This window comes from Shewanella sp. UCD-KL12 (genome assembly GCF_001957125.1).
Classification (GTDB): Bacteria; Pseudomonadota; Gammaproteobacteria; order Enterobacterales; family Shewanellaceae; genus Shewanella.
Genome location: NZ_MPHJ01000020.1, coordinates 17,446 through 38,062 on the forward strand (window position 1 = coordinate 17,446; position 20,617 = coordinate 38,062).

Below are 20,617 nucleotides of genomic sequence, written 5' to 3' on the forward strand. Positions count from 1 at the left end.
ATGAGGGTAGAGCTGAGACGATGACAACTAACTCGCTTTTGACTTTACCTTATAGAGCGCGCAGCGAACGTCAAATAGCGAAGCGTCGAACAGGCCGTAGCCCGTCCTTACAGCTTGCGCAGCAAGCTTTAGATACAAAAAAAGCGCTCACCTTTCGGAGAACGCTTTTTTTCATCAAACAATAACCTTATCTGGCAATGTTCTTCTTGATGGTATCGACAACGCGTAGCTGAGCTACAGCCTGAGCAAGCTCAATCGCTGCTGCGGCGTAGTTGAAGTCAGCACCTGCATCAGCCATTGAGGCCTCTGCACGACGCTTAGCTTCTACAGCTGCTTTTTCGTCAATTTCATCGGCACGCATTACTACGTCAGCCAATACTGAAACAGAAGAAGGTTGAACTTCCAGGATACCACCTGAAAGGTAGAACACCTCTTCTTTTCCATCTTGCTTGACGATGCGCGCCATGCCAGGTTTGATATTTGTAAGCAGAGGTGCGTGACCAGGCATAATACCTAGATCACCTTCTCCACCAGTCACTTGTAGGTGTGCTACAAGTCCTGAGTAGATACTATTCTCAGCGCTTACAATATCAAGCTGTACTGTCATGGCCATCAGTTCTCCTTAAACTAGTACTCTGCATTAGCAGAATAACTAGTTATTTTTTGTTAGCTTTCTCAACGGCTTCGTCGATAGAACCAACCATGTAGAACGCTTGCTCAGGAAGGTGATCGAACTCACCATCTAGAATGCCCTTGAAGCCACGGATTGTGTCTTTAAGAGAAACGTACTTACCTGGAGAACCGGTGAATACTTCTGCTACGAAGAATGGCTGTGAAAGATATTTTTCAATCTTACGAGCACGGGCAACGGTAGTCTTATCTTCATCAGATAATTCATCCATACCTAGAATCGCAATAATATCTTTCAGCTCTTTGTAGCGCTGAAGTACGGTTTGAACACCGTTAGCAACATCATAATGCTCTTGACCAACAACCAATGGATCTAGCTGACGTGAAGTCGAATCCAATGGGTCAACCGCTGGGTAAATACCCATAGAAGCGATGTTACGTGACAATACAACAGTCGCATCTAAGTGAGCGAAGGTTGTTGCTGGTGACGGATCCGTTAAATCATCCGCAGGTACGTATACGGCTTGCACAGAGGTAATAGACCCTGATTTAGTCGAAGTAATACGCTCCTGAAGTACACCCATCTCTTCAGCCAGTGTTGGCTGGTAACCTACTGCTGATGGCATACGGCCTAGCAGTGCAGATACTTCAGTACCTGCCAAGGTGTAACGATAGATGTTATCAACGAAGAAAAGTACATCTTTACCTTCGTCACGGAACTTCTCAGCCATAGTAAGACCAGTAAGTGCCACACGTAGACGGTTACCTGGAGGCTCGTTCATCTGACCATAAACCATGGCCACCTTATCGAGTACTCCTGAATCTTCCATCTCGTAGTAGAAATCGTTACCCTCACGAGTACGCTCACCTACACCGGCAAATACAGACAAACCTGAGTGTGCTTTAGCGATGTTGTTAATAAGTTCCATCATGTTGACGGTCTTACCAACACCAGCACCACCAAACAGACCTACTTTACCACCTTTAGCGAATGGACAAACAAGGTCAATAACCTTGATACCAGTCTCTAAAAGCTCAGTGGTGTTTGATTGATCTTCGTATGAAGGAGCTTCACGGTGGATCACATAGCGATCATCTTCACCGATAGGGCCCGCTTCATCAACTGGTTGTCCCAATACGTTCATAATACGGCCAAGGGTTTTATCCCCAACCGGAACAGAAATTGGTGAACCAGAGTTTACAACCTCAAGGCCACGACGCAGACCATCTGAAGAACCCATAGCGATGGTACGAACAACACCACCACCTAGTTGCTGCTGTACTTCCAGCACCAAGTCTTCACTTTTGATCTCTAGAGCGTCATATACCTGAGGTACGGCATCTTGTGGAAACTCAACGTCCACAACCGCGCCAATTACTTGGACAACAGTACCTGTGCTCATGATAAATCCTCTAAAACTTGTATTCGTTACCTTGCCTAAACGGCAGCGGCACCTGAAACAATTTCCGAAAGTTCCTGCGTAATCGCAGCCTGACGGGCCTTGTTATAGACCAACTCCAAGTCACTGATAAGTTCACCAGCGTTGTCTGTTGCAGCTTTCATAGCAACCATACGGGCCGCTTGTTCGGATGCAATATTCTCAACAACACCTTGGTAAACTTGAGACTCTACATAACGAACCAGTAAGGTATCCAAAAGTTGCTTTGGATCTGGCTCATATAGGTAGTCCCAGTGATGAGAAATCTCATCGCTCTCTGACTTAGGCAAAGGTAGCAGCTGTTCGATCACTGGTGTTTGGCTCATGGTATTAACGAACTTGTTAAATACCACGTACAAACGATCCAGCTTGCCTTCGTTGTATGCTTGTAGCATGACACGTACTGTTCCGATCAAGTCAGTTAACGACGGAGCGTCACCTAAACCTGAAGCGTGAGCAGATACCTGACCGCCGAAGCTATTGAAGAATTGTACGCTGCGTGCGCCAATTGGGCAGAATTCAACTTCTGCACCAGCTTCACGCTGCTTCTTCACGTCTGCGACAACTTGCTTAAACAAGTTGACGTTCAGACCACCACAAAGACCACGGTCGGTTGACACTACAATGTAACCAACACGCTTGGCTTCTCGCACTTCCAAATATGGATGCTTATATTCGAGAGAACCTTGCGCTACGTGACCGATCACCTTACGCATATTTTCTGCATATGGACGACTTGCAGCCATGCGATCCTGCGCTTTACGCATTTTGCTGGCAGCAACCATTTCCATTGCAGACGTGATCTTCTGAGTGTTTTGAACACTCGCGATCTTGGTTTTAATCTCTTTAGCGTTGGCCATCTTAACTCTCCAATCTGGACCTGAGGCGCCTTACGACACCTCTATCGATTACCAGGTTTGGGTTTCGACGAACTTATCGAGGCCAGCCTTCAACTCACCTTCGATGTCGGCATTATAGTTGCCGGTCTCGTTGATGGTCTTCATAAGGTCAGCATGCTCGCTGTTCATGAAAGAGAGCAAAGACGCTTCGAAATCACCGATTTTCGCAAGCTCAACACTTTGAAGGTAACCTTTCTCAGCTGCGAAAATAGACACAGACTGATCAGCTACGCTCATAGGTGCGTATTGCTTTTGCTTCATTAGTTCGGTAACACGCTCACCATGCTCAAGCTGAGCACGTGTTGCATCATCTAAGTCAGATGCAAACTGTGAGAACGCTGCAAGCTCTCGATACTGTGCTAGTGCGCTACGAATACCGCCAGACAGTTTCTTGATGATCTTAGTCTGAGCCGCACCACCAACACGAGAAACCGAAATACCTGGGTTAACAGCAGGACGTAGTCCAGAGTTAAATAGGTCAGTTTCAAGGAAGATCTGACCATCGGTAATCGAAATTACGTTAGTCGGTACGAATGCAGATACGTCACCAGCTTGAGTTTCAATAATCGGTAGAGCAGTCAAAGAACCAGTTTGGCCTTTAACTTCACCTTTAGTGAACTTCTCAACATACTCTTCGTTAACACGTGAAGCACGCTCTAACAGACGAGAGTGAAGATAGAATACATCACCTGGGTATGCTTCACGTCCTGGAGGACGCTTAAGTAGCAATGAGATCTGACGGTAAGCAACTGCTTGCTTAGAAAGATCATCATATACAATCAGTGAATCTTCACCGCGGTCGCGGAAGTACTCACCCATTGAACAACCAGAGTATGGAGCCAAGTATTGTAGAGCAGCAGCTTCAGAAGCTGTAGCAACAACAACAATGGTGTTCGCCAAAGCGCCATGTTCTTCTAGCTTGCGTACTACGTTAGCAATTGTAGAAGCCTTCTGGCCTACAGCTACGTATACACACTTAATGCCGGTATCTTTCTGATTGATGATGGCATCGATCGCTAAAGCGGTCTTACCGATTTGACGGTCACCAATAATCAATTCACGCTGTCCACGACCGATTGGGATCATAGAGTCAACGGCTTTATAACCAGTTTGAACTGGCTCAGATACAGACTTACGTTCAATAACACCTGGTGCAATCATTTCAACAGGAGAGAAACCATCGTTGTCGATAGGTCCTTTTCCGTCGATTGGCTCACCCAATGTGTTGACTACGCGGCCTAATAGACCACGGCCAACTGGGACTTCCAAAATACGACCAGTTGTTTTTACTTTGTCGCCTTCAGCCAAAGAGGCGTAAGGGCCCATGACTACGGCACCGACAGAATCACGTTCTAAGTTCAACGCGATTGCAAAACGGTTACCAGGCAGTTCGATCATCTCACCCTGCATCACGTCGGCTAGGCCGTGGATGCGAATGATGCCGTCACTTACTGCAACGATAGTACCTTCGTTGCGAGCTTCACTAACGACTTCGAACTGCTCGATCCGCTGTTTAATCAGATCGCTGATTTCAGTGGAATTCAGTTGCATGCTCAAACTCCCAATTATGACTGCAGCATATCAGACAGACGCGAAACTTTTCCGCGAACCGAGCCATCTATGACTAGGTCTCCTGCCGTGATAATTAAACCAGCGATAAGGCTGGTGTCTATGCTACAAGTCAGCTTAACTTTGCGTGTGAGACGCTTCTCTAAAGAAGCGCTAATTTCCTGTTGCTGTTCAGAACTAAGCTCAGTGGCTGAAACTACAGTAGCTTCAATCTCTTTTGCCCAATCAAGTTTCATCTCAACAAAAAGTTGAGACACAGCAGGTAGCGCTTCTAAACGACCGTTTTCAGCCATTACCTTTAACAAGTTCTGACCTTGCTCATTGACCTGCTCGCCACAAACTCCGATAAAGAGTTCAGCAAGCTGGTGACTGGCTAATGCGCCAGATAGCAGTGGTTGCATGGTTTCGTTTTCACTTACCATAGCTGCGAAGTTGAGCATTTCTGCCCAGCTATCAACTGCATTTTTTTCAATGGCAAAATCAAAAGCTGCCTTTGCGTAAGGACGAGCGATGGTGGTTATTTCAGCCATAACTCAAACTCCTTATTTAAAGTTCAGCAACTAGTTTATTAACTATGTCACTGTGGGCGGCTTCATCAATCGAACGCTCAAGAATCTTCTCTGCACCAGCGATGGCAAGAGTAGCAACTTGCTTACGCAAGTCTTCTTTAACGCGATTACGTTCAGCTTCAATTTCTGCTTGACCCTGAGCGATAATTTTAGCTCGCTCAGCATCTGCTTCAGCCTTTGCTTCATCGACGATCTGAGCTTTGCGTTTGTTCGCTTGCTCAATGATCTCGTTAGCAGTAGCTTTGGCGTCTTTTAGCTGGTCAGTGGCTTTCGCCTGTGCCAACTCAAGGTCTTTTACGGCGCGGTCAGCGTCAGCTAAACCGTCGGCAATCCTTTTTTGACGCTCTTCGATGGCATTCATCAAAGGGGGCCAAACAAACTTCATGCAGAACCACACGAAGATAATAAAGGCAACCGTCTGACCGATTAGGGTAGCGTTGATATTCACAACAGCCTCCTATTTAGTTTAAAGACAGAAGCGTTTATTACAGCATTGCACCAAGAGGGTTAGTGAATAGCATGAATAATGCGATACCAACACCGATCATAGTTACCGCATCAAGAAGACCCGCAACGATGAACATTTTAACTTGCAGCATAGGAGCCATTTCTGGTTGACGCGCAGCGCCTTCCAAGAACTTGCCACCTAGTAGGCCAAAACCGATAGCGGTACCAAGAGCACCCATACCAATTAGTAGAGCAACAGCAATAGCTGTCATGCCTAATACAGTTTCCATCTCTATCTCCAAATATTCTAAATCTAGTTAGTTTATGATTTAGTTAATTAAATTTTACAGCAGATCCTTAATGATCTTCATGCGCCATGCTTAAATAAACAATGGTCAACATCATGAAGATAAACGCCTGTAGGGTAATAACCATAATATGGAAGATTAACCAACCTAGTTGTAATGTTACACCTAGAGTAGATAACGCCCAGTTAGCACCGTACATCAACGCAATAAGGATGAAAATCAACTCACCCGCATACAAGTTACCGAACAAACGCAGTGCCAATGAAATAGGCTTAGCGATAAGAGTAACGGTTTCTAGCAGGAAGTTGACGGGTATCATTGCCCAATGGTTAAAAGGCTGCATGGTCAGTTCTTTAACAAAACCTGAAACGCCTTTGACTTTAATGCTGTAGTAAATAATCAGCACAAACACACCTAAAGCCATACTAAAGGTAATGTTTAAGTCGGTCGTTGGTACAACTTTCATATACGGGATACCAGCAGCCATCGCTAGTTCAGGGATCCAGTCAACTGGAACCATATCCATGAAGTTCATCATGAATACCCATACAAAAATCGTTAATGCCAACGGAGCAATAACAGGATTGCGGCCATGGAAGGTTTCTTTCACGCTAGAATCGACAAATTCAATGATCATCTCGACAAAGCATTGAAGCTTGCCAGGAACACCAGTGGTTGCCTTTTTTCCTACGCTACGGAATAGCCACAAGAACAGAACACCAAGCCCAACCGAAAAGAACAACGAATCAATATGCCATGTCCAGAAGCCTTCACCAACACTTAAGTTGGTAAGGTGGTGCTGGATATAGCCCTGCGGTGTTAACGCTTCACCAGTTGCAGCCATGATTCATCCCACTTAACTTTGCTTGAAATATAAAGGAGCTGTCCAATGCACGATTAACGCTAAGGTATAACATACAAAAAGTGGCATAAAGCCGATTTTCATATTGATAAACACTAGTGAAAACATTGCAATTGTAAGCAGCAACTTTACCGCTTCCCCCCAGTAAAAAGTCTTTACGACCTTAGCTGATGAACTTGCTCCCGTATGGGAAAAAGCGAGGGTTGCGAATACAAAATTAGGAAGTACAGCGATTGAACCACCTGCCAAAGCAGATAATCCAGACTGAGCTCCCCACACGGCGAAAAAGAAAACCGAAGCAATCCCAGCTACCGCCGCCTGCATCAATACCAATTTATAGGCTGACCACCGGCCACGACGAGCTAAAACTTTACTCAATTTATCCTCTCCGCATTAACGCTTTTTGTTTCGATGACCGGACTATATTTATCCGAACACTGTCGAGCGACAAAAAAGCTTGCGAAAGTATACCTTTTCAGGCCCTCAAAGCAAGTTTAAGCTGAGGAAAATCGACTCTTTTCGCGTGATCTAGCGCCAAAACTGCAAAAGTGTAAAGTTAACAGTTGTCACAAAATTACGTAATATGGCGTTAACTTGGGGTATTTAGTGGATTTTATTGATAATACCGTCTAATTCAGCGAGATCTTGGTAGTTTATTACCAATTTTCCTTTACCCTTTTTATTATGAGTGATGGAAACTTTTGCACCGAGTCTTTCAATTAATTGGCTCTCAAGACGGGCGACATCATGATCTTTTGCTGGCTTTTCGGCTATTTCAGGTTGGGTTAAGGTTTTATTAACTAAGCGTTCAGTTTCACGAACAGTTAATTCTTTAGAAGAGACTAATCTGGCGATATTTGTTTGCTCATCACCTTCGATGGCAAGCAATGCTCTGGCATGACCCATGTCGATATCGCCATACTCGAGCATACGTTTAACAGGTTCATTGAGACCGTTAAGACGTAGTAAATTTGATACTGTTGCGCGAGATTTTCCTACTGCTGTAGCAATTTGTTGGTGAGTCAGCTCAAATTCGCGCATTAAGCGGTCGAGTGCAATCGCTTCTTCCATTGCATTGAGGTCTTCACGCTGAATATTTTCGATTAATGCGATGGCAACAGCCGCCTCATCTGGCACCTGTTTAACGATACAAGGTACTTTTTGAAGCTGTGCAATTTGTGCTGCACGCCAGCGTCGCTCACCCGCGATGATTTCATACTTATTATCTGAAATCATACGTACAACGATAGGCTGAATAATCCCTTGAGCCTTTATCGATTCAGCGAGTTCTTCAAGTGCTTCAGGAGACATATCTTTACGCGGCTGGTACTTACCAGGTTGCATCATATCGATATCGAGTACTAACAAGTCATCTGTTTTAGCGGTAACTTCAGCAGTAACTTCTTCAGCAGAGTTGAGCTTGCTGCTTGCCGCATGGCTAGTACTAAGTAATGCGTCTAGACCTTTACCCAGTCCACGTTTTTTCAATGTCATTTCCACTGCCTTTGTTTAAACTTCTTCAACCTGTTGATGCTGTTCAGCACGACGAATGATCTCTCCTGCTAAGGACAGATAGGCTTTGGCACCTGCACTCGACTTGTCGTAATACATGGCCGGAGCACCGAAACTTGGGGCTTCAGCCAGACGGACATTTCTTGGGATCACAGTTCGATATACTTTTTCACCAAAATGTTGCTTCAATTGGTCCGAAACATCATTGGCCAAGCGATTGCGAGGGTCGTACATGGTACGTAAGATCCCTTCGATACACAGACCAGGGTTAACCATGGCACCTATCTTACTGATAGTGTCCATCAGTGCGGTTAATCCCTCCAGCGCATAATATTCACACTGCATAGGCACAAGTACTGAATCTGCGGCTGACATGGCATTCACCGTCAACATGTTCAACGAAGGAGGGCAATCAATAAAGATAAAGTCATAATCATCTTTAATTGGCGCTAATGCGTTTCTTAATCTGATTTCGCGAGCGAAAAATTCCATCAGCTTGATCTCTGCTGCAGTCACGTCACCGTTACCTGCGATCAGATCATATTTTCCACTTGTGTCTTTATAGACCACTTCATCGAAAGATTTTTCGTCGACCAACAACTCATACGCGGTATTTTCGACACTGTATTTGTCGATACCACTCCCCATAGTTGCGTTACCCTGGGGATCGAGGTCAATCAAAAGCACTTTGCGCTTAGTTGCCGCCAAAGAGGCAGCTAAATTGACACAAGTTGTTGTTTTTCCGACGCCACCTTTCTGGTTGGCCACGGCAATCACTTTACCCACAATACCATCCTGTATGTCGCGTACTTGTTACCGACACAATTAAAACCCATACCAAGTTGCTTGAATCATCAGAAGAATGCAACTGTAATGCTACTTTTTAACCACTCTTAGCAGGTGTCTTTGTTCATCAAGACAGGGGACTTCTAGCTCAATAATATTGGTAATTTCAAAACCGTCGGGTAGTTTCGCCATTTCATCATCAGCTAACTGACCTTTGAGTGCATAGTAACAACCAGTGTCAGCCGGAAGATGATGGCACCAATGCAGCATGTCTTCGATTGAAGCAAATGCACGACTCAGTACACCATCGAACTTAACTTCAGGTTCAAAGGCTTCAACGCGACTTTCTACCGAGCTAATATTATTAATTCCAAGTTCATGCTGAACTTGTTTTTGGAAACGGATTCGTTTGCCTAGACTATCTAATAAGACAAACTCTTTATCTGGATTGATAATAGCCAGCGGGATCCCAGGTAGGCCTGGTCCAGTACCTACATCAATGAAGCGCTCACCCACTAAGTGTGGCGATACAGCTAAACTGTCCATGATATGTCTAATCAGCATCTGCTGAGGATCTCTGATCGATGTCAGGTTATAGGCTTTATTCCACTTGTTGAGCATCTCAACAAAACCAATGAGCTGTTTCTTTTGCTGCTGCGTAACAGTCAGGCTCATCTCAGCTAGATAGTCATCTAATTGGGCTGATAACACGGGATTAATCCTTAATAACAAACTTAAATCGACAGTAACTGACTATTATGAAGGCGTCATAGGACTAAAGGAAGCGCTAATGGCTCCCCTTAGCAATAATTAATCCAAATTAGGTCGCTTTTCTACGAAGTAAACCACGTCTCTTGAGGTGAACAAGCAGAATAGAGATAGCGGCAGGGGTCATTCCTGAGATTCTTGAGGCTTGGCCTACAGTTTCAGGTTTATGCTCATTCATTTTAGCAATGACTTCATTTGAAAGGCCTGGCACCTCTTGATAATCAAGATCTAAGGGTAAACCAGTGGTTTCATGCTTGATCGCTTTATCAATTTCATCTTGCTGACGTTGGATATAACCTGAGTATTTCACTTGGATCTGTACTTGCTCTGCTGCACGCTGATCTTCAAGTCCAGGGCCGAAGCCTTCAAGCGACATCAACTTAGGGTAATCCATCTCAGGACGGCGAAGCAGATCTTCAAATGATGCTTCACGAGAAATTGGTGTATTTAATTCAGGATTGAGCACGTCGAGTAGCGGTGAGTTAGGGTGAACCCACTGACCTCTTAAACGTTGCAGTTCTTGCTCAATAGACTCACGCTTTTCATTAAACTGGCGCCAGCGATTATCATCAACTAAACCAAGTTCACGGCCTTGTTCAGTTAATCGTAGATCCGCATTGTCTTCACGGAGTAACAAACGATATTCTGCACGGCTAGTAAACATGCGGTAGGGCTCTTTAGTGCCAAGTGTTGAAAGATCATCAACAAGTACACCTAAATAAGCTTGATCGCGGCGCGGACACCAGGTCTCTTTACCTTGCACTTGCAATGAAGCGTTCATACCGGCTAATAAGCCTTGCGCTCCAGCTTCTTCGTAACCAGTGGTTCCATTGATCTGTCCAGCAAAGAAGAGTCCATCAATGGCTTTAGTTTCCAAAGAGTTCTTTAGATCTCTTGGATCAAAATAATCATATTCAATCGCATAACCAGGACGGATGATCTCTGCATTTTCCATCCCTTGAATTGATCTCACTAAATTAAGCTGTACATCAAAAGGTAAACTGGTCGAGATGCCATTTGGATAGATCTCATTAGTATTTAAGCCTTCAGGCTCAATAAAGATCTGATGCGATGATTTATCAGCAAAGCGATTGATCTTATCTTCGATAGAAGGGCAGTAGCGTGGGCCAACGCCCTCAATTACGCCTGAGTACATAGGACTACGATCGAGTCCGCCACGAATAATCTCATGGGTGCGCTCATTGGTATGAGTCACATAACAAGATATTTGGCGAGGGTGATCTTTTACATCACCAATGAATGACATAACAGGCAATGGCGTATCGCCTTTCTGTTCTGTCATCAGATCAAAATTAATCGTATTGGCATCGATTCTTGGCGGTGTACCTGTTTTTAATCGTCCAATGCGGATTGGCAGTTCACGAAGGCGATCTGCTAGTGCGATCGAAGGTGGATCGCCTGCTCGTCCACCGCTGTAGTTTTGCATGCCGATGTGGATTTTTCCACTGAGGAATGTGCCTGCAGTCAAGACTACTGAAGGGGCTTCAAACGCTAAGCCCATTTGAGTAACAACACCGGTCACTCGGCCATTTTCAACAATCAGATCATCAACGGCTTGTTGAAATAATCTTAAGTTTGGTTGGCTTTGCAAAATCTGCTGAATTTTGGCTCTGTACAGGGTTCTATCGGCTTGAGCACGAGTGGCTCTTACGGCCGGGCCTTTGCTTGAATTTAAGGTTCTAAACTGAATGCCTGCAAAGTCAGTGGCAATGGCCATTGCTCCACCCAATGCATCAATCTCTTTTACCAGATGACCTTTGCCGATCCCGCCAATGGCTGGATTACAGGACATCTGGCCTAAGGTATCGATGTTATGTGTCAGCAAGAGGGTTTTCGATCCCATTCTTGCAGCTGCGAGTGCGGCCTCTGTTCCGGCATGGCCACCACCAACAACAATTACATCAAACCGTTCATGAAAATGCATTACAAAACCTTAAATCAAAACTGATGTCGATAAAGAACTACTGTGAATTTGAGCTGCGTATTTTAGCACTTGAATCAAAGAAGGTGAACGATCATTTTAGATCGAAAGATCTCATGAGGATCTGCTTAATAGATCTTAAGATCTTTATATAGATCCTTTATTATGTTTACTATTAGGATCGCGATCTTCTGTGGATAATCCATTTTCTCTTTTATTATCATGAGTTAGCGGCGATCAGATCCTGTGATCTATTAATGATCAAACTTAAATAAGCTTGTGGGTAGATCGGCTACTTATCCACAGGGGGGATCATTAACCAGATCGGACCTTGAATAATACAGAGTTTGATCAAAAGAAAATAATACCTTATCCACATCTTTACCATTTTAGATCGTAATATGTGGATAAAGTAGATCTAATCTGTGAGTTGATCTTAGAGTTATCCTTTTAAAGTGATCTTAAAGACGATCTTGCCACTGAGTTAACCACTCTATAGCTGGGTCTTCCGGAATATAACTATATTGTACGTCGATCTGGATCTTATCCACATAAACTTGTGCACCGCAGGTTTCTAAAGCTTGAGCCAGTTTTTCTGGTCCTTGACAGAAAGTGTCGTAACTTGAATCTCCGATCGCACAAATCGCATATTTGGTCTGGTTAAGATCTGGGTTTTGAGTCAATATTTCACCTAAAAATGGGGCTATATTATCAGGAAGATCGCCTGCGCCATGTGTTGATGAAACGACTAACCATAGAGAATTTGGATCTAAATCCGCCAGTTTTGGACTCATGTGGATCTGGTTTTCATGTCCTATTTGACTCAAAATTGCTGCAAACTCATCAGCCACATACTCTGCACTACCTAAAGTTGTGCCTACTAATATTTCGATTTTAGCCATGTTCGTCCTATTACTACTCTTGCTATATTGTCATAGCGTTTATTGTAAATACTGCCGATATTAACCTGCTTTATAAGCATATAAAAGATAGTTTACTTCAGTGTTATTTGTTATTTTCCACTGTTTATTTAATGGGTTAAAGCTCATTCCTTCTTTTTTAATTATATGTAATCCATGCTTTTCAATGTGATCACTTATCTCTTTAGGCTTAACAAAGTAGCGCCATTCATGGGTACCTACTGGTAGATATCTCATCACGTACTCTGCACCTAAAATGGCAACCAGATATGATTTAATCGTTCGATTCAAGGTTGCAAATACGAGTAATCCACCAGGTTTGAGTAGCTGGCAGCAAGTGTCCATGAGGGCCTTTTGATCACTTACGTGCTCAATAACTTCAGTATTGAGCACGATATCATATTGTTTTACATTAGGATTATTGGTGAGCGCATCGGCTAAACAGTGAATGTAATTGATTGATATATCTTTATTTTTTGCATGACGTTTTGCTATTCGTATGTTCTGGTCACTGCCATCGATACCTGTAACATCCGCCCCTTGTTGGGCAAATGGCTCGCATAACAGTCCTGCTCCACAACCTATATCGAGTAAATTCAGACCTTTTAGTGCTGTTTTGCTCGATAGATCTCGTCGAAAATGGGTTGATATTGTCTGTTCTATCGCGCTGAGACGTGCCTGATTAAACTTGAATATATGCTTAAATTTGCCGTTAGGATCGCGCCAGTCTTCAGCTAATTGATCAAATTTAGCTATCTCTTTAGCTGTTTTATTAACTGTGTTGCCACTGTAAGTTAATTGGTCTCTATCTAACACTTTATCCCCCAGTGAGTTTTGCTTATAACTTGAGTATACCAAGTCATGATCAAGGGTGAGCAACTGATCATGAGCTTTATTACCACACACTAAAGACTAACAAACCGCTGCTATACTTGAGTTAGCAACTAAAGATTTTTATCACCTTTTGATAGTTTCATCGTGATCATATGCAAAAAGTGAAGAGAGCATCGTGGAGGTATGACCATGTTGAGGCACTACTTTATTAGCAGCGATCTCGATGAGCTAGAGGCTGTTGAGCATGAGTTGGAAGCTGAAGGGATTAATGAGCCGCAGATCCATGTACTGAGTGAAAGTTGTTGTGAGTTTGAGGATAAGCAGCAGTTTGAAGTTGAGTCAGTGCTTGAACAAGATGTACAGCACTCTGCTGACATAGGCAGTATTATCGGCTTGATTGTCTCAGCGACAACTTTGATGTTTGCTTATCAGATGGGTTGGACAACGAGTGAAGTCGGGTGGTTACCCTTTATTTTTCTTGGCATTGTTATCTTAGGGTTTTGTACTTGGGAGGGGAGCTTTATAGGATTAGAGAAGAACCATATTATCTTCGAGCGATTTGAGCAGTTATTACATCAAGGTCAACATGTGTTAATTGTTGATGTTAATAGCCATCAGGAGCCTGTTTTTGCAAAGGTAATTAATGGTCATCCAAGATTAGAAGCTGCGGGTTTAGAGAAAGGACTACCTTTTATAAGCTAGTCCTAAATATGTCTTTAAGCTAAAGATTGTACCTGAGATGCCAGTAACCAGATGGCCAAAGCAAAGAAGATCATCCCCATAAATTTGTTTTGATTGGTTCTAAACTTTTCATTTTTAAGCAGTGACTTGCCTAAAGTGCCTACCATAACCACCAGCAATAGATTAAACAGTAATCCCATCACATTTAGTAGTAGTCCTAGCGCTAGCATCTGCTCGCCTGATGTTGCTGATAACTGAGGGGAGACAAACTGAGGCAAAAATAATACAAAAAATAGCAGTGCCTTGGGGTTGAGCAGGTTACTAAAAACAGCACGACGATAGAGTAACTTAGCTAAACCAGATTGCTGATCAATCTCAGGTGCATCAGCAGCACTACTACGCATACAGTCCCAGCCCATCTTAAGTAAGTACGCAGCGCCTATAATCCTTAGGATTTCTAAAGCCATAGGGTTCATCGCTATTAATGCTGAAACGCCCATAGCTGCCAGAAGTGTCAATATTATTCCTGAAGTCGCATTGCCAAGGCTGGCAGATAATCCGACTTTTTTGCCATAGCTAAGGCTTGAGCTGGCAATGAGTAACATATCTGGACCTGGGATCAATAGCAGGGCGACAACGGTAGTAAGGTAAAGGGGGAGTACAGCAAGATCTATCATGGTTTAGGCATAAGTTATTACAGACGCGGGCATTCTACATTTATCACTATCTATACGGCAGCATTTAATCACTATTTTTGATAACTCTTAGCTATTAAAACTATAGGCTACTGATGTATTAGTACTAGAAGTGGTACAGGAGGGATATCTGTGTATTCGGTAAAGTGCAGGCCAATATCGTGTCAGTTTTCCGTCGAAATGCGATAAACACTGACTTACAAGAGAAGCCTTGCCATATTTATCTATACTATTTTGTTCGGATTAAATGATTTTTGGTTATAGAACTCGCTAGTTTTCTAGGTGAAGCTCAAACCCTATAACTATCCTTAATTCGTATCTAAAATTGATTTTTCAGTTTTATCTACTAATACAGTCTAGGGAGTAAACATTAATTAAGTAGAGTTTATCTCTTAATCTTCAGCTCGGAATTGGCTCATTAACTTGCTGCTACCATTGATAATTAGTTTATAGCCTGAAGGGGAGATGAAGGTAACCGGCAACTTAATATCTAGTAATAAACCTACATACCTCTCCCTATCGAGATGTCACTGTGAGCACTAAAGCTTTCAAAATAGGTGGTTTAGGTTTCGCTTTATAAGTGTCCAATAAAATGACGTCATGATGAATGTTTGACGCTTTTTAAAGTCAGTCAAAACTCAAAAGTTGTTGATAAAGTAGACTATATCTTGACAGTATTAAGTGTTTAAAAATTACTCTAAACTAGTTTGTATACTTTCATCATTACTAATCGTTATAGGTATTACCGCCTGTTTAGTAGTGACATTAATTAAAGCTTCTCAACTAGTTTTTGATTAGCTTCGCGAATAAAGAGTCCCCATGTTACGTTTTATTTTATCAGCCATCATAATCTACGCATTCTGGTTAACGTACCAAGATGCATCGGCATACTTCGACGGTGAGTCCGTTTCTGATAGTCAATTAGAGCTGGCGCAGTCTCCTGTCGCAAACACTGAACTTGTTATTAGCAATAGTCTGCTTAATGAAGCCAGTAAGTACAGGGTAGTGGAAGAGTTAAGTTGTGAAGAGACTGCTAGTTGTAAAAGTGAATAACCATTATTACTTGGGGTTTTAGTGCACTCTTTTGCTACTCTATGGGCTAAATCATCCCTTAGCCTGAATGTAATATGAAATTAGATAAGATAGTAGCCACGCTTAGTCGTGGTGACCTGAAGGAATTACCTGTTGATGCCTTGAAAGCGGCAAGACTAGAGTGGCCTGAATTGCTTCCAGTTATTGATGAACTTATGCAGAAGTTTATCGATAAAGAAGCGCTAACCGATACTGAGGCTAACCTTCTCTTCTTTGGTATCTGTCTGATTATCGATCGTAAACAGTTTAGCTGTTTTGACTCCTTGATAAGTCTTACTAACAAGGATGACTGTAATGCACCACTAGATAATTTGCTTGGTGACTTCATCGCTTCAGACCTTTCAACTGCTTACTATATTTTGGCTCAAGGAAACCCTGAGCAATTATGTTTTCTGGTTAATTCAGCGCAAGCAGGTGAGATAGTCAAAATGGCTGCATTAAGTGCACTATTTACTCAGCTGCATACTAATCAAATAGATAGAGAGTCACTTAATAAAAGCATTCCTGGCTTTATCGACAGTCTCATCGAAAACAATCACTCAATAGCGCTGTTTGAGTTAGTTAATCTACTCATTTCAAATCAGTTTAATCAGTACCATAAACAGTTTGCTGACTATGTCGAGCGTAAAGTGATTGATGAAGGCTCAGCTGAAAACCAATGTATTTTAGATTGGGATAATCAGTCTATCGGTTACTCAGAGTGGGAAAGTGGCTTAATAAGCGGTGACTATGATGTTATTGATTCACTTAGCCAATGGGCTGGCTTTAATGCCGAGTCAGAGATGAATGATGAGGACTTACTGGCTGTTTTCGATGATTTGATGAATACCCCAAGAGAACTCGATGATAGGTACTTTGAAACTCTAGAGAGTCACCAACCTTTTATTGCCGATCTTCAACCCGGTCGTAATGATCCATGTCCCTGTGGTAGTGGTAAGAAGTTCAAGAAGTGTTGTTTGAACTAGGTCGTTTTCCACTTGTCGGTTCACAAGGTTGAAGGAACTTATGCTTCGTTAAACGGGGTTGGAGTTAAATAGGGCTATGGGGAACCATGGCCTTTTTGTATGAATCGCCTTCCTGCGGGGGATGTGTAGGTGAGCTCTCGGGACGCTGTGAAGCCATCCATGGTCGCTTCGCGAAAACCAATAACATCCATGTTAAACGGTCAGTTCGATACCCCTATCTCTCGTTCGAAGAGTATTACTTCGTAATATCTCACCTTGTTTTCGAAAACCTTTGTCTACCTACACTTTATCTTTAAAAAGCAGACGGTTTCTTGGGTTTAGATATTTTTATTAGATTATTTTTTATCATAGATATAGTATCCGTCTGGAAACTCTATATCACCTTTTCTAAAAACTATTTCTATACCAGAACTATTTCTTATTTCTCTTATTGTTCTTGTCCAATCTCTTATTCCAGAAATCCCTTGTAAAATTGTAGGTGAAAACTTTATATTTGGTGACTCTATAAATAAGGTTTTTAATCTAAGGTGTCCGCTATTATTAGAAAACACTTTGGTCATTACTTCTGAATTCATATCATCCTTGAAGTAAGATTTTTTACCTTGGTTACATTTAGCACATAAAGTCCATAGATTACTTTCGTTATTTGTGCCTCCCATATCTATAGGTATTTTATGATCTATATGCAATTTTACATTATCTTTAGCACCATTACCGCATGCTTGGCATCTATGTCCATCTCTATTGCTTATTGCATACTTTATCTTATCTGTTAGGTCTGAACGGGAAGTTTTAGAAGTATAATTGTTTATTTCAGTTACGTTATAAAAACCATTGTTATATGAGTATTTGATAATATTGTCTTGAGTAAGTTGTCTTAATACTCTTGTGTTATCACTAACTAAACCTGCGTTTTCAATTTCCTGTAAAGTGTACTCTCTTAAACCATTCTTAAATATGTGATTATAAATTCTTTCCCTAGCACTCATTTTTATCTCCTTAAATATCAAAGTGATATCTTGAAATCTAAGGTGTGTCAATAAGTATACTTGCGAACAGATGGATATTCTGTCTATTGGAAGAAACAAGAGTTTTCGACTATTTTTTAAATCTAATTTGGAGGCATATATCCATGTATTGTATTCCTTTAATTTCTAAGGGAAGTGCATAATTAAATGAACTTTTTGACCCTTTCCCAGTAGAAGAGGGAGCTTCAAATTTTAGGTTATTGAATAAGTAGTCTTGAAACGCATTCCAGCTGAAAATATGATAACAAACAATGTCACCAGCTTCCTTTACAATAATGTAGCCGCCAGATGCATCAAACTGACCTTTCCAAGGTTTACTTGGCATCATTCCTAAAGCTGCATCAATTAGTAATCTTTTTACCTTGTAGATATAGAAATCTTTAATTCTTTCTGAATCTCTAGCTTTAAATCCACAGGGGTTTTTTTTTGCTACTTCTTCAACTATGTAACTCAACGAAGTTTTGTTCGAGTTCATATAAAACTTTAAGCATTCAGATAAGATAAGTGCCAAAGAAGAATCTATTAAAGTTAGGTTTTCTGAAAAGGACTCACCAACAACGTATTCAAATTCGAGATCGTAGCCATTTTTGTTTAAATTTTGAACTCTTGTTTTTGAACCAATTTTTTCCTTATTAACATCATAAGTCGCTAGTGATTCTTTTACAGATTTAGAGCTATTTTTATCTACAACTCTATATCTAAACAGTGTTTGTTTTGATGCATTGAGGAGCGTGGCTGGCTTACTGTGTCTTGATTTTATGCTGAAGCCACTATTAACTGTTTGACCAGTATTTATATCGTGCAAACAAATATGAATATCTGCCTTCTTATCACTTGATTGCTTCGTTGTTGGGTTTTGAAGTTTATCTAACAGAGGTTCAATTTCTGGAACGGAAAAGCTTCTACCTTTTCGTGAAGAGATGATTTTGAAAAAGTTGCTTGCCTCGGTATGAAGCTCTTTCATTGTAATTATGTTGGTTTTATCTGGTGATTTGACAAGAATAGTCTTGTCAGATTCAACTCTAAACTCTATTGGTGAGCTATTATCATCATTTTGCATCGGTATACTGACTACTGGATAATAGGAGCCTTCAATAATATTTTGTTCACCATCTGCTGGGAATAGCTTTCCATCTGCCAATATTTTTATGAGAGCATATAATTCAGCCCATTCACCAGCATTTTTAGTTTTATTTTTAGCCAATAGTTACACCATCTTCATTAAATAATTTTTCATTATCACTTAGGTATTCTTTTATTTGCTTGGCAAATGCACTTACAGCATTTACAGCAACACTATTTCCTAGCTGTTTAAGCGCTTGTGTTTCTGAAACAGGAAAATGATAGTTATCAGGATAACCCATCATTTTTTTACCTTGTATTGAGGTTAATCTTTTTTCTTCACCATCAACTAAATACGAATCCCAGTTTCTTCGGTCATGTAAGCCAGATCCTCTCCCTCCAACACGTAGCGTATAACCTATATCTCGGCTACACTCGCCTTCCCATACATCTGACATTGTCATTTCTAGTTTTAAAGGTTCTGGAAATTTAAACTCTGGTAATAATTGAGAGCCTTTTCTAAAGCCAACCATAAATATTCTAGGTCGATGCTGTGGAAGACCATAGTCAGATGCTTTCACCAATTTATAATGAAATGTATAGCCTAGGTTTTCTTCTAAATGCTGTTTAATTATTTCGAATGTTTTACCGTCTTCATGTTTTAGAATATGTCTTACATTTTCTAAAAAGAAAGCTTTAGGTTTTTTGGCTTCAAGGATTTCACAAATTCGGAAAAACATATTTCCTCTATCGTCTTTATCTTCCTTAAAGCCTTTTTTGTAACCTGCCTGGCTAAATGGCTGGCATGGGAAGCCTGCACATAGAATTTCAAAATCTGGAATTTGTTCTTCTGGATTATCAATTTTCAATATGTTGTCATTAAATAATCCATTTTCGAATAGGCTCGGTGTAACACTTTCAAAATTAGCTTGGTAGGTAATTCGAGCATGAGGGTTTATCTCAGAAGCAAATACGCATTCAGCACCAACCTCATGAAATGCAAGGTGAAAACCACCAATCCCAGCAAATAAATCAATAAATCTCATACAGTTCCGATTCTAAAAATGAAAAAAAATTAGCTCGATATTCTATCATTGTTAAACGAAAATAAATGCAGTTTTTTGGTTAGTTTTAATCAGTGAATAGCTTTGTATTTACTGTAAATGCAAGGTATTGGTTATGCTTTGTTTTTTATAAATAGAGGTCAGAAGTTACTGTCTGTAAGATTATTTCAGTTTTTAGAGTTAACAAAGTAGTCTGGTTAACCTATTGAAGTAAAGGCTAAAGTGTCTAATATATATATAAAATAATATTATGCTTTGAGGCATGTTTTATCTATATCTATCAGTACTATAATTAAGTGGTGATCAGCTTGAAAGCCAAGTTATGAACCAATACAATCAAGAGCTTGGTGAATTGTTTCAGCTTGGCTTTGAGCTTAGCCATTACCCATTTCTTAAAGATAAGAGCTGGCACAACTATATGTGCCCAAGCTTTATTTTTAAGGCTAAGGTGAACTCAGATAAATCTGCTTACTTAGAACAAAGTGAGAAATACCTCTTCTTGCAGATCGACTATCTGAGGGAGGATGAATGAGAGAACATTGGCT

Annotated in this window: 23 protein-coding genes; 4 read left to right on the forward strand and 19 right to left on the reverse strand. The window is 41.3% G+C overall.

The features are described from left to right. Window positions 1-187: 187 nt before the first annotated feature. The 15 genes from BM736_RS22155 to ubiG form a co-directional block, all read right to left on the reverse strand. Window positions 188-616: a F0F1 ATP synthase subunit epsilon gene (locus BM736_RS22155; RefSeq protein WP_076416360.1), complete on the reverse strand. Its 429-nt coding sequence runs from the start codon at window positions 614-616 to the stop codon at window positions 188-190. Window positions 617-656: 40 nt separating this feature from the next. After that, the gene (atpD, locus tag BM736_RS22160) at window positions 657-2,033 is read right to left on the reverse strand and encodes a F0F1 ATP synthase subunit beta (RefSeq protein ID WP_076416363.1); all 1,377 of its coding nucleotides are present in this window, start codon (window positions 2,031-2,033) and stop codon (window positions 657-659) included. A 35-nt stretch (window positions 2,034-2,068) separates the two neighbouring features. Then, window positions 2,069-2,929, reverse strand: coding sequence for a F0F1 ATP synthase subunit gamma (gene atpG / locus BM736_RS22165; RefSeq protein ID WP_076416365.1), 861 nt, complete (start codon window positions 2,927-2,929; stop codon window positions 2,069-2,071). A 48-nt stretch (window positions 2,930-2,977) separates the two neighbouring features. Then, window positions 2,978-4,519, reverse strand: a complete 1,542-nt coding sequence (gene atpA / locus BM736_RS22170; protein WP_076416368.1) for a F0F1 ATP synthase subunit alpha — start codon at window positions 4,517-4,519, stop codon at window positions 2,978-2,980. A 14-nt stretch (window positions 4,520-4,533) separates the two neighbouring features. Then, the gene (atpH, locus tag BM736_RS22175) at window positions 4,534-5,067 is read right to left on the reverse strand and encodes a F0F1 ATP synthase subunit delta (protein ID WP_076416371.1); all 534 of its coding nucleotides are present in this window, start codon (window positions 5,065-5,067) and stop codon (window positions 4,534-4,536) included. A gap of 16 nt (window positions 5,068-5,083) precedes the next feature. Next, window positions 5,084-5,554 carry a F0F1 ATP synthase subunit B gene (atpF, locus tag BM736_RS22180; protein ID WP_076416373.1) on the reverse strand — a complete coding sequence of 157 codons (471 nt, stop codon included), beginning with the start codon at window positions 5,552-5,554 and terminating at the stop codon, window positions 5,084-5,086. Between the two features lie 37 nt (window positions 5,555-5,591). Then, window positions 5,592-5,843, reverse strand: coding sequence for a F0F1 ATP synthase subunit C (atpE, locus tag BM736_RS22185; protein ID WP_011639455.1), 252 nt, complete (start codon window positions 5,841-5,843; stop codon window positions 5,592-5,594). Between the two features lie 67 nt (window positions 5,844-5,910). After that, window positions 5,911-6,705, reverse strand: coding sequence for a F0F1 ATP synthase subunit A (atpB, locus tag BM736_RS22190; protein ID WP_076416375.1), 795 nt, complete (start codon window positions 6,703-6,705; stop codon window positions 5,911-5,913). 12 nt (window positions 6,706-6,717) lie between these two features. Further along, window positions 6,718-7,101, reverse strand: a complete 384-nt coding sequence (locus BM736_RS22195) for an ATP synthase subunit I (RefSeq protein WP_076416377.1) — start codon at window positions 7,099-7,101, stop codon at window positions 6,718-6,720. A gap of 225 nt (window positions 7,102-7,326) precedes the next feature. Then, complete coding sequence (locus tag BM736_RS22200) at window positions 7,327-8,217, reverse strand: ParB/RepB/Spo0J family partition protein (RefSeq protein ID WP_076416380.1); 891 nt, start codon at window positions 8,215-8,217, stop codon at window positions 7,327-7,329. Window positions 8,218-8,232: 15 nt separating this feature from the next. Then, a complete protein-coding gene (locus BM736_RS22205; RefSeq protein ID WP_076416383.1) occupies window positions 8,233-9,021 on the reverse strand; it encodes a ParA family protein in 789 nt (262 codons plus the stop codon). A gap of 90 nt (window positions 9,022-9,111) precedes the next feature. Next, window positions 9,112-9,732: a 16S rRNA (guanine(527)-N(7))-methyltransferase RsmG gene (gene rsmG / locus BM736_RS22210; RefSeq protein ID WP_076416385.1), complete on the reverse strand. Its 621-nt coding sequence runs from the start codon at window positions 9,730-9,732 to the stop codon at window positions 9,112-9,114. Window positions 9,733-9,841: 109 nt separating this feature from the next. Next, entirely contained in the window at window positions 9,842-11,734 is a 1,893-nt protein-coding gene (mnmG, locus tag BM736_RS22215) for a tRNA uridine-5-carboxymethylaminomethyl(34) synthesis enzyme MnmG (protein WP_076416388.1), read from the reverse strand. Between the two features lie 458 nt (window positions 11,735-12,192). Continuing rightward, window positions 12,193-12,633 (reverse strand): FMN-binding protein MioC, encoded by a 441-nt coding sequence (gene mioC, locus BM736_RS22220; protein ID WP_076416390.1) that lies wholly within the window; start codon window positions 12,631-12,633, stop codon window positions 12,193-12,195. A 60-nt stretch (window positions 12,634-12,693) separates the two neighbouring features. Continuing rightward, window positions 12,694-13,467, reverse strand: a complete 774-nt coding sequence (gene ubiG / locus BM736_RS22225; RefSeq protein WP_076416523.1) for a bifunctional 2-polyprenyl-6-hydroxyphenol methylase/3-demethylubiquinol 3-O-methyltransferase UbiG — start codon at window positions 13,465-13,467, stop codon at window positions 12,694-12,696. 207 nt (window positions 13,468-13,674) lie between these two features. On the opposite strand from ubiG, the gene BM736_RS22230 reads away from it, so the two are divergent. Continuing rightward, a complete protein-coding gene (locus BM736_RS22230) occupies window positions 13,675-14,187 on the forward strand; it encodes an NAD/FAD-utilizing enzyme (protein ID WP_076416393.1) in 513 nt (170 codons plus the stop codon). 14 nt (window positions 14,188-14,201) lie between these two features. On the opposite strand, the gene BM736_RS22235 is transcribed toward BM736_RS22230, so the two are convergent. Further along, window positions 14,202-14,843: a LysE family translocator gene (locus BM736_RS22235; RefSeq protein ID WP_076416396.1), complete on the reverse strand. Its 642-nt coding sequence runs from the start codon at window positions 14,841-14,843 to the stop codon at window positions 14,202-14,204. A gap of 837 nt (window positions 14,844-15,680) precedes the next feature. On the opposite strand from BM736_RS22235, the gene BM736_RS22240 reads away from it, so the two are divergent. Further along, window positions 15,681-15,914, forward strand: coding sequence for a hypothetical protein (locus tag BM736_RS22240; protein ID WP_076416399.1), 234 nt, complete (start codon window positions 15,681-15,683; stop codon window positions 15,912-15,914). 74 nt (window positions 15,915-15,988) lie between these two features. Then, window positions 15,989-16,918, forward strand: a complete 930-nt coding sequence (locus BM736_RS22245; protein ID WP_076416402.1) for a DUF1186 domain-containing protein — start codon at window positions 15,989-15,991, stop codon at window positions 16,916-16,918. Between the two features lie 335 nt (window positions 16,919-17,253). Here the strand turns inward: BM736_RS22245 and BM736_RS22250 are convergent, their stop codons facing one another. The 3 genes from BM736_RS22250 to BM736_RS22260 form a co-directional block, all read right to left on the reverse strand. Next, on the reverse strand, window positions 17,254-17,907 hold the full coding sequence (locus tag BM736_RS22250; protein WP_076416405.1) for an HNH endonuclease: 654 nt from the start codon (window positions 17,905-17,907) through the stop codon (window positions 17,254-17,256). Between the two features lie 109 nt (window positions 17,908-18,016). Next, window positions 18,017-19,150, reverse strand: a complete 1,134-nt coding sequence (locus tag BM736_RS22255; RefSeq protein WP_076416407.1) for an HpaII family restriction endonuclease — start codon at window positions 19,148-19,150, stop codon at window positions 18,017-18,019. Beyond that, window positions 19,143-20,054 (reverse strand): DNA cytosine methyltransferase, encoded by a 912-nt coding sequence (locus BM736_RS22260; protein ID WP_076416410.1) that lies wholly within the window; start codon window positions 20,052-20,054, stop codon window positions 19,143-19,145. Before BM736_RS22260 ends, BM736_RS22255 begins: the two co-directional genes overlap by 8 nt. A 340-nt stretch (window positions 20,055-20,394) precedes the next feature. Here BM736_RS22260 and BM736_RS22265 point away from each other — a divergent pair, with 340 nt between their 5' ends. Next, window positions 20,395-20,604, forward strand: a complete 210-nt coding sequence (locus tag BM736_RS22265; protein WP_076416413.1) for a hypothetical protein — start codon at window positions 20,395-20,397, stop codon at window positions 20,602-20,604. The last annotated feature ends 13 nt before the right edge of the window (window positions 20,605-20,617 follow it).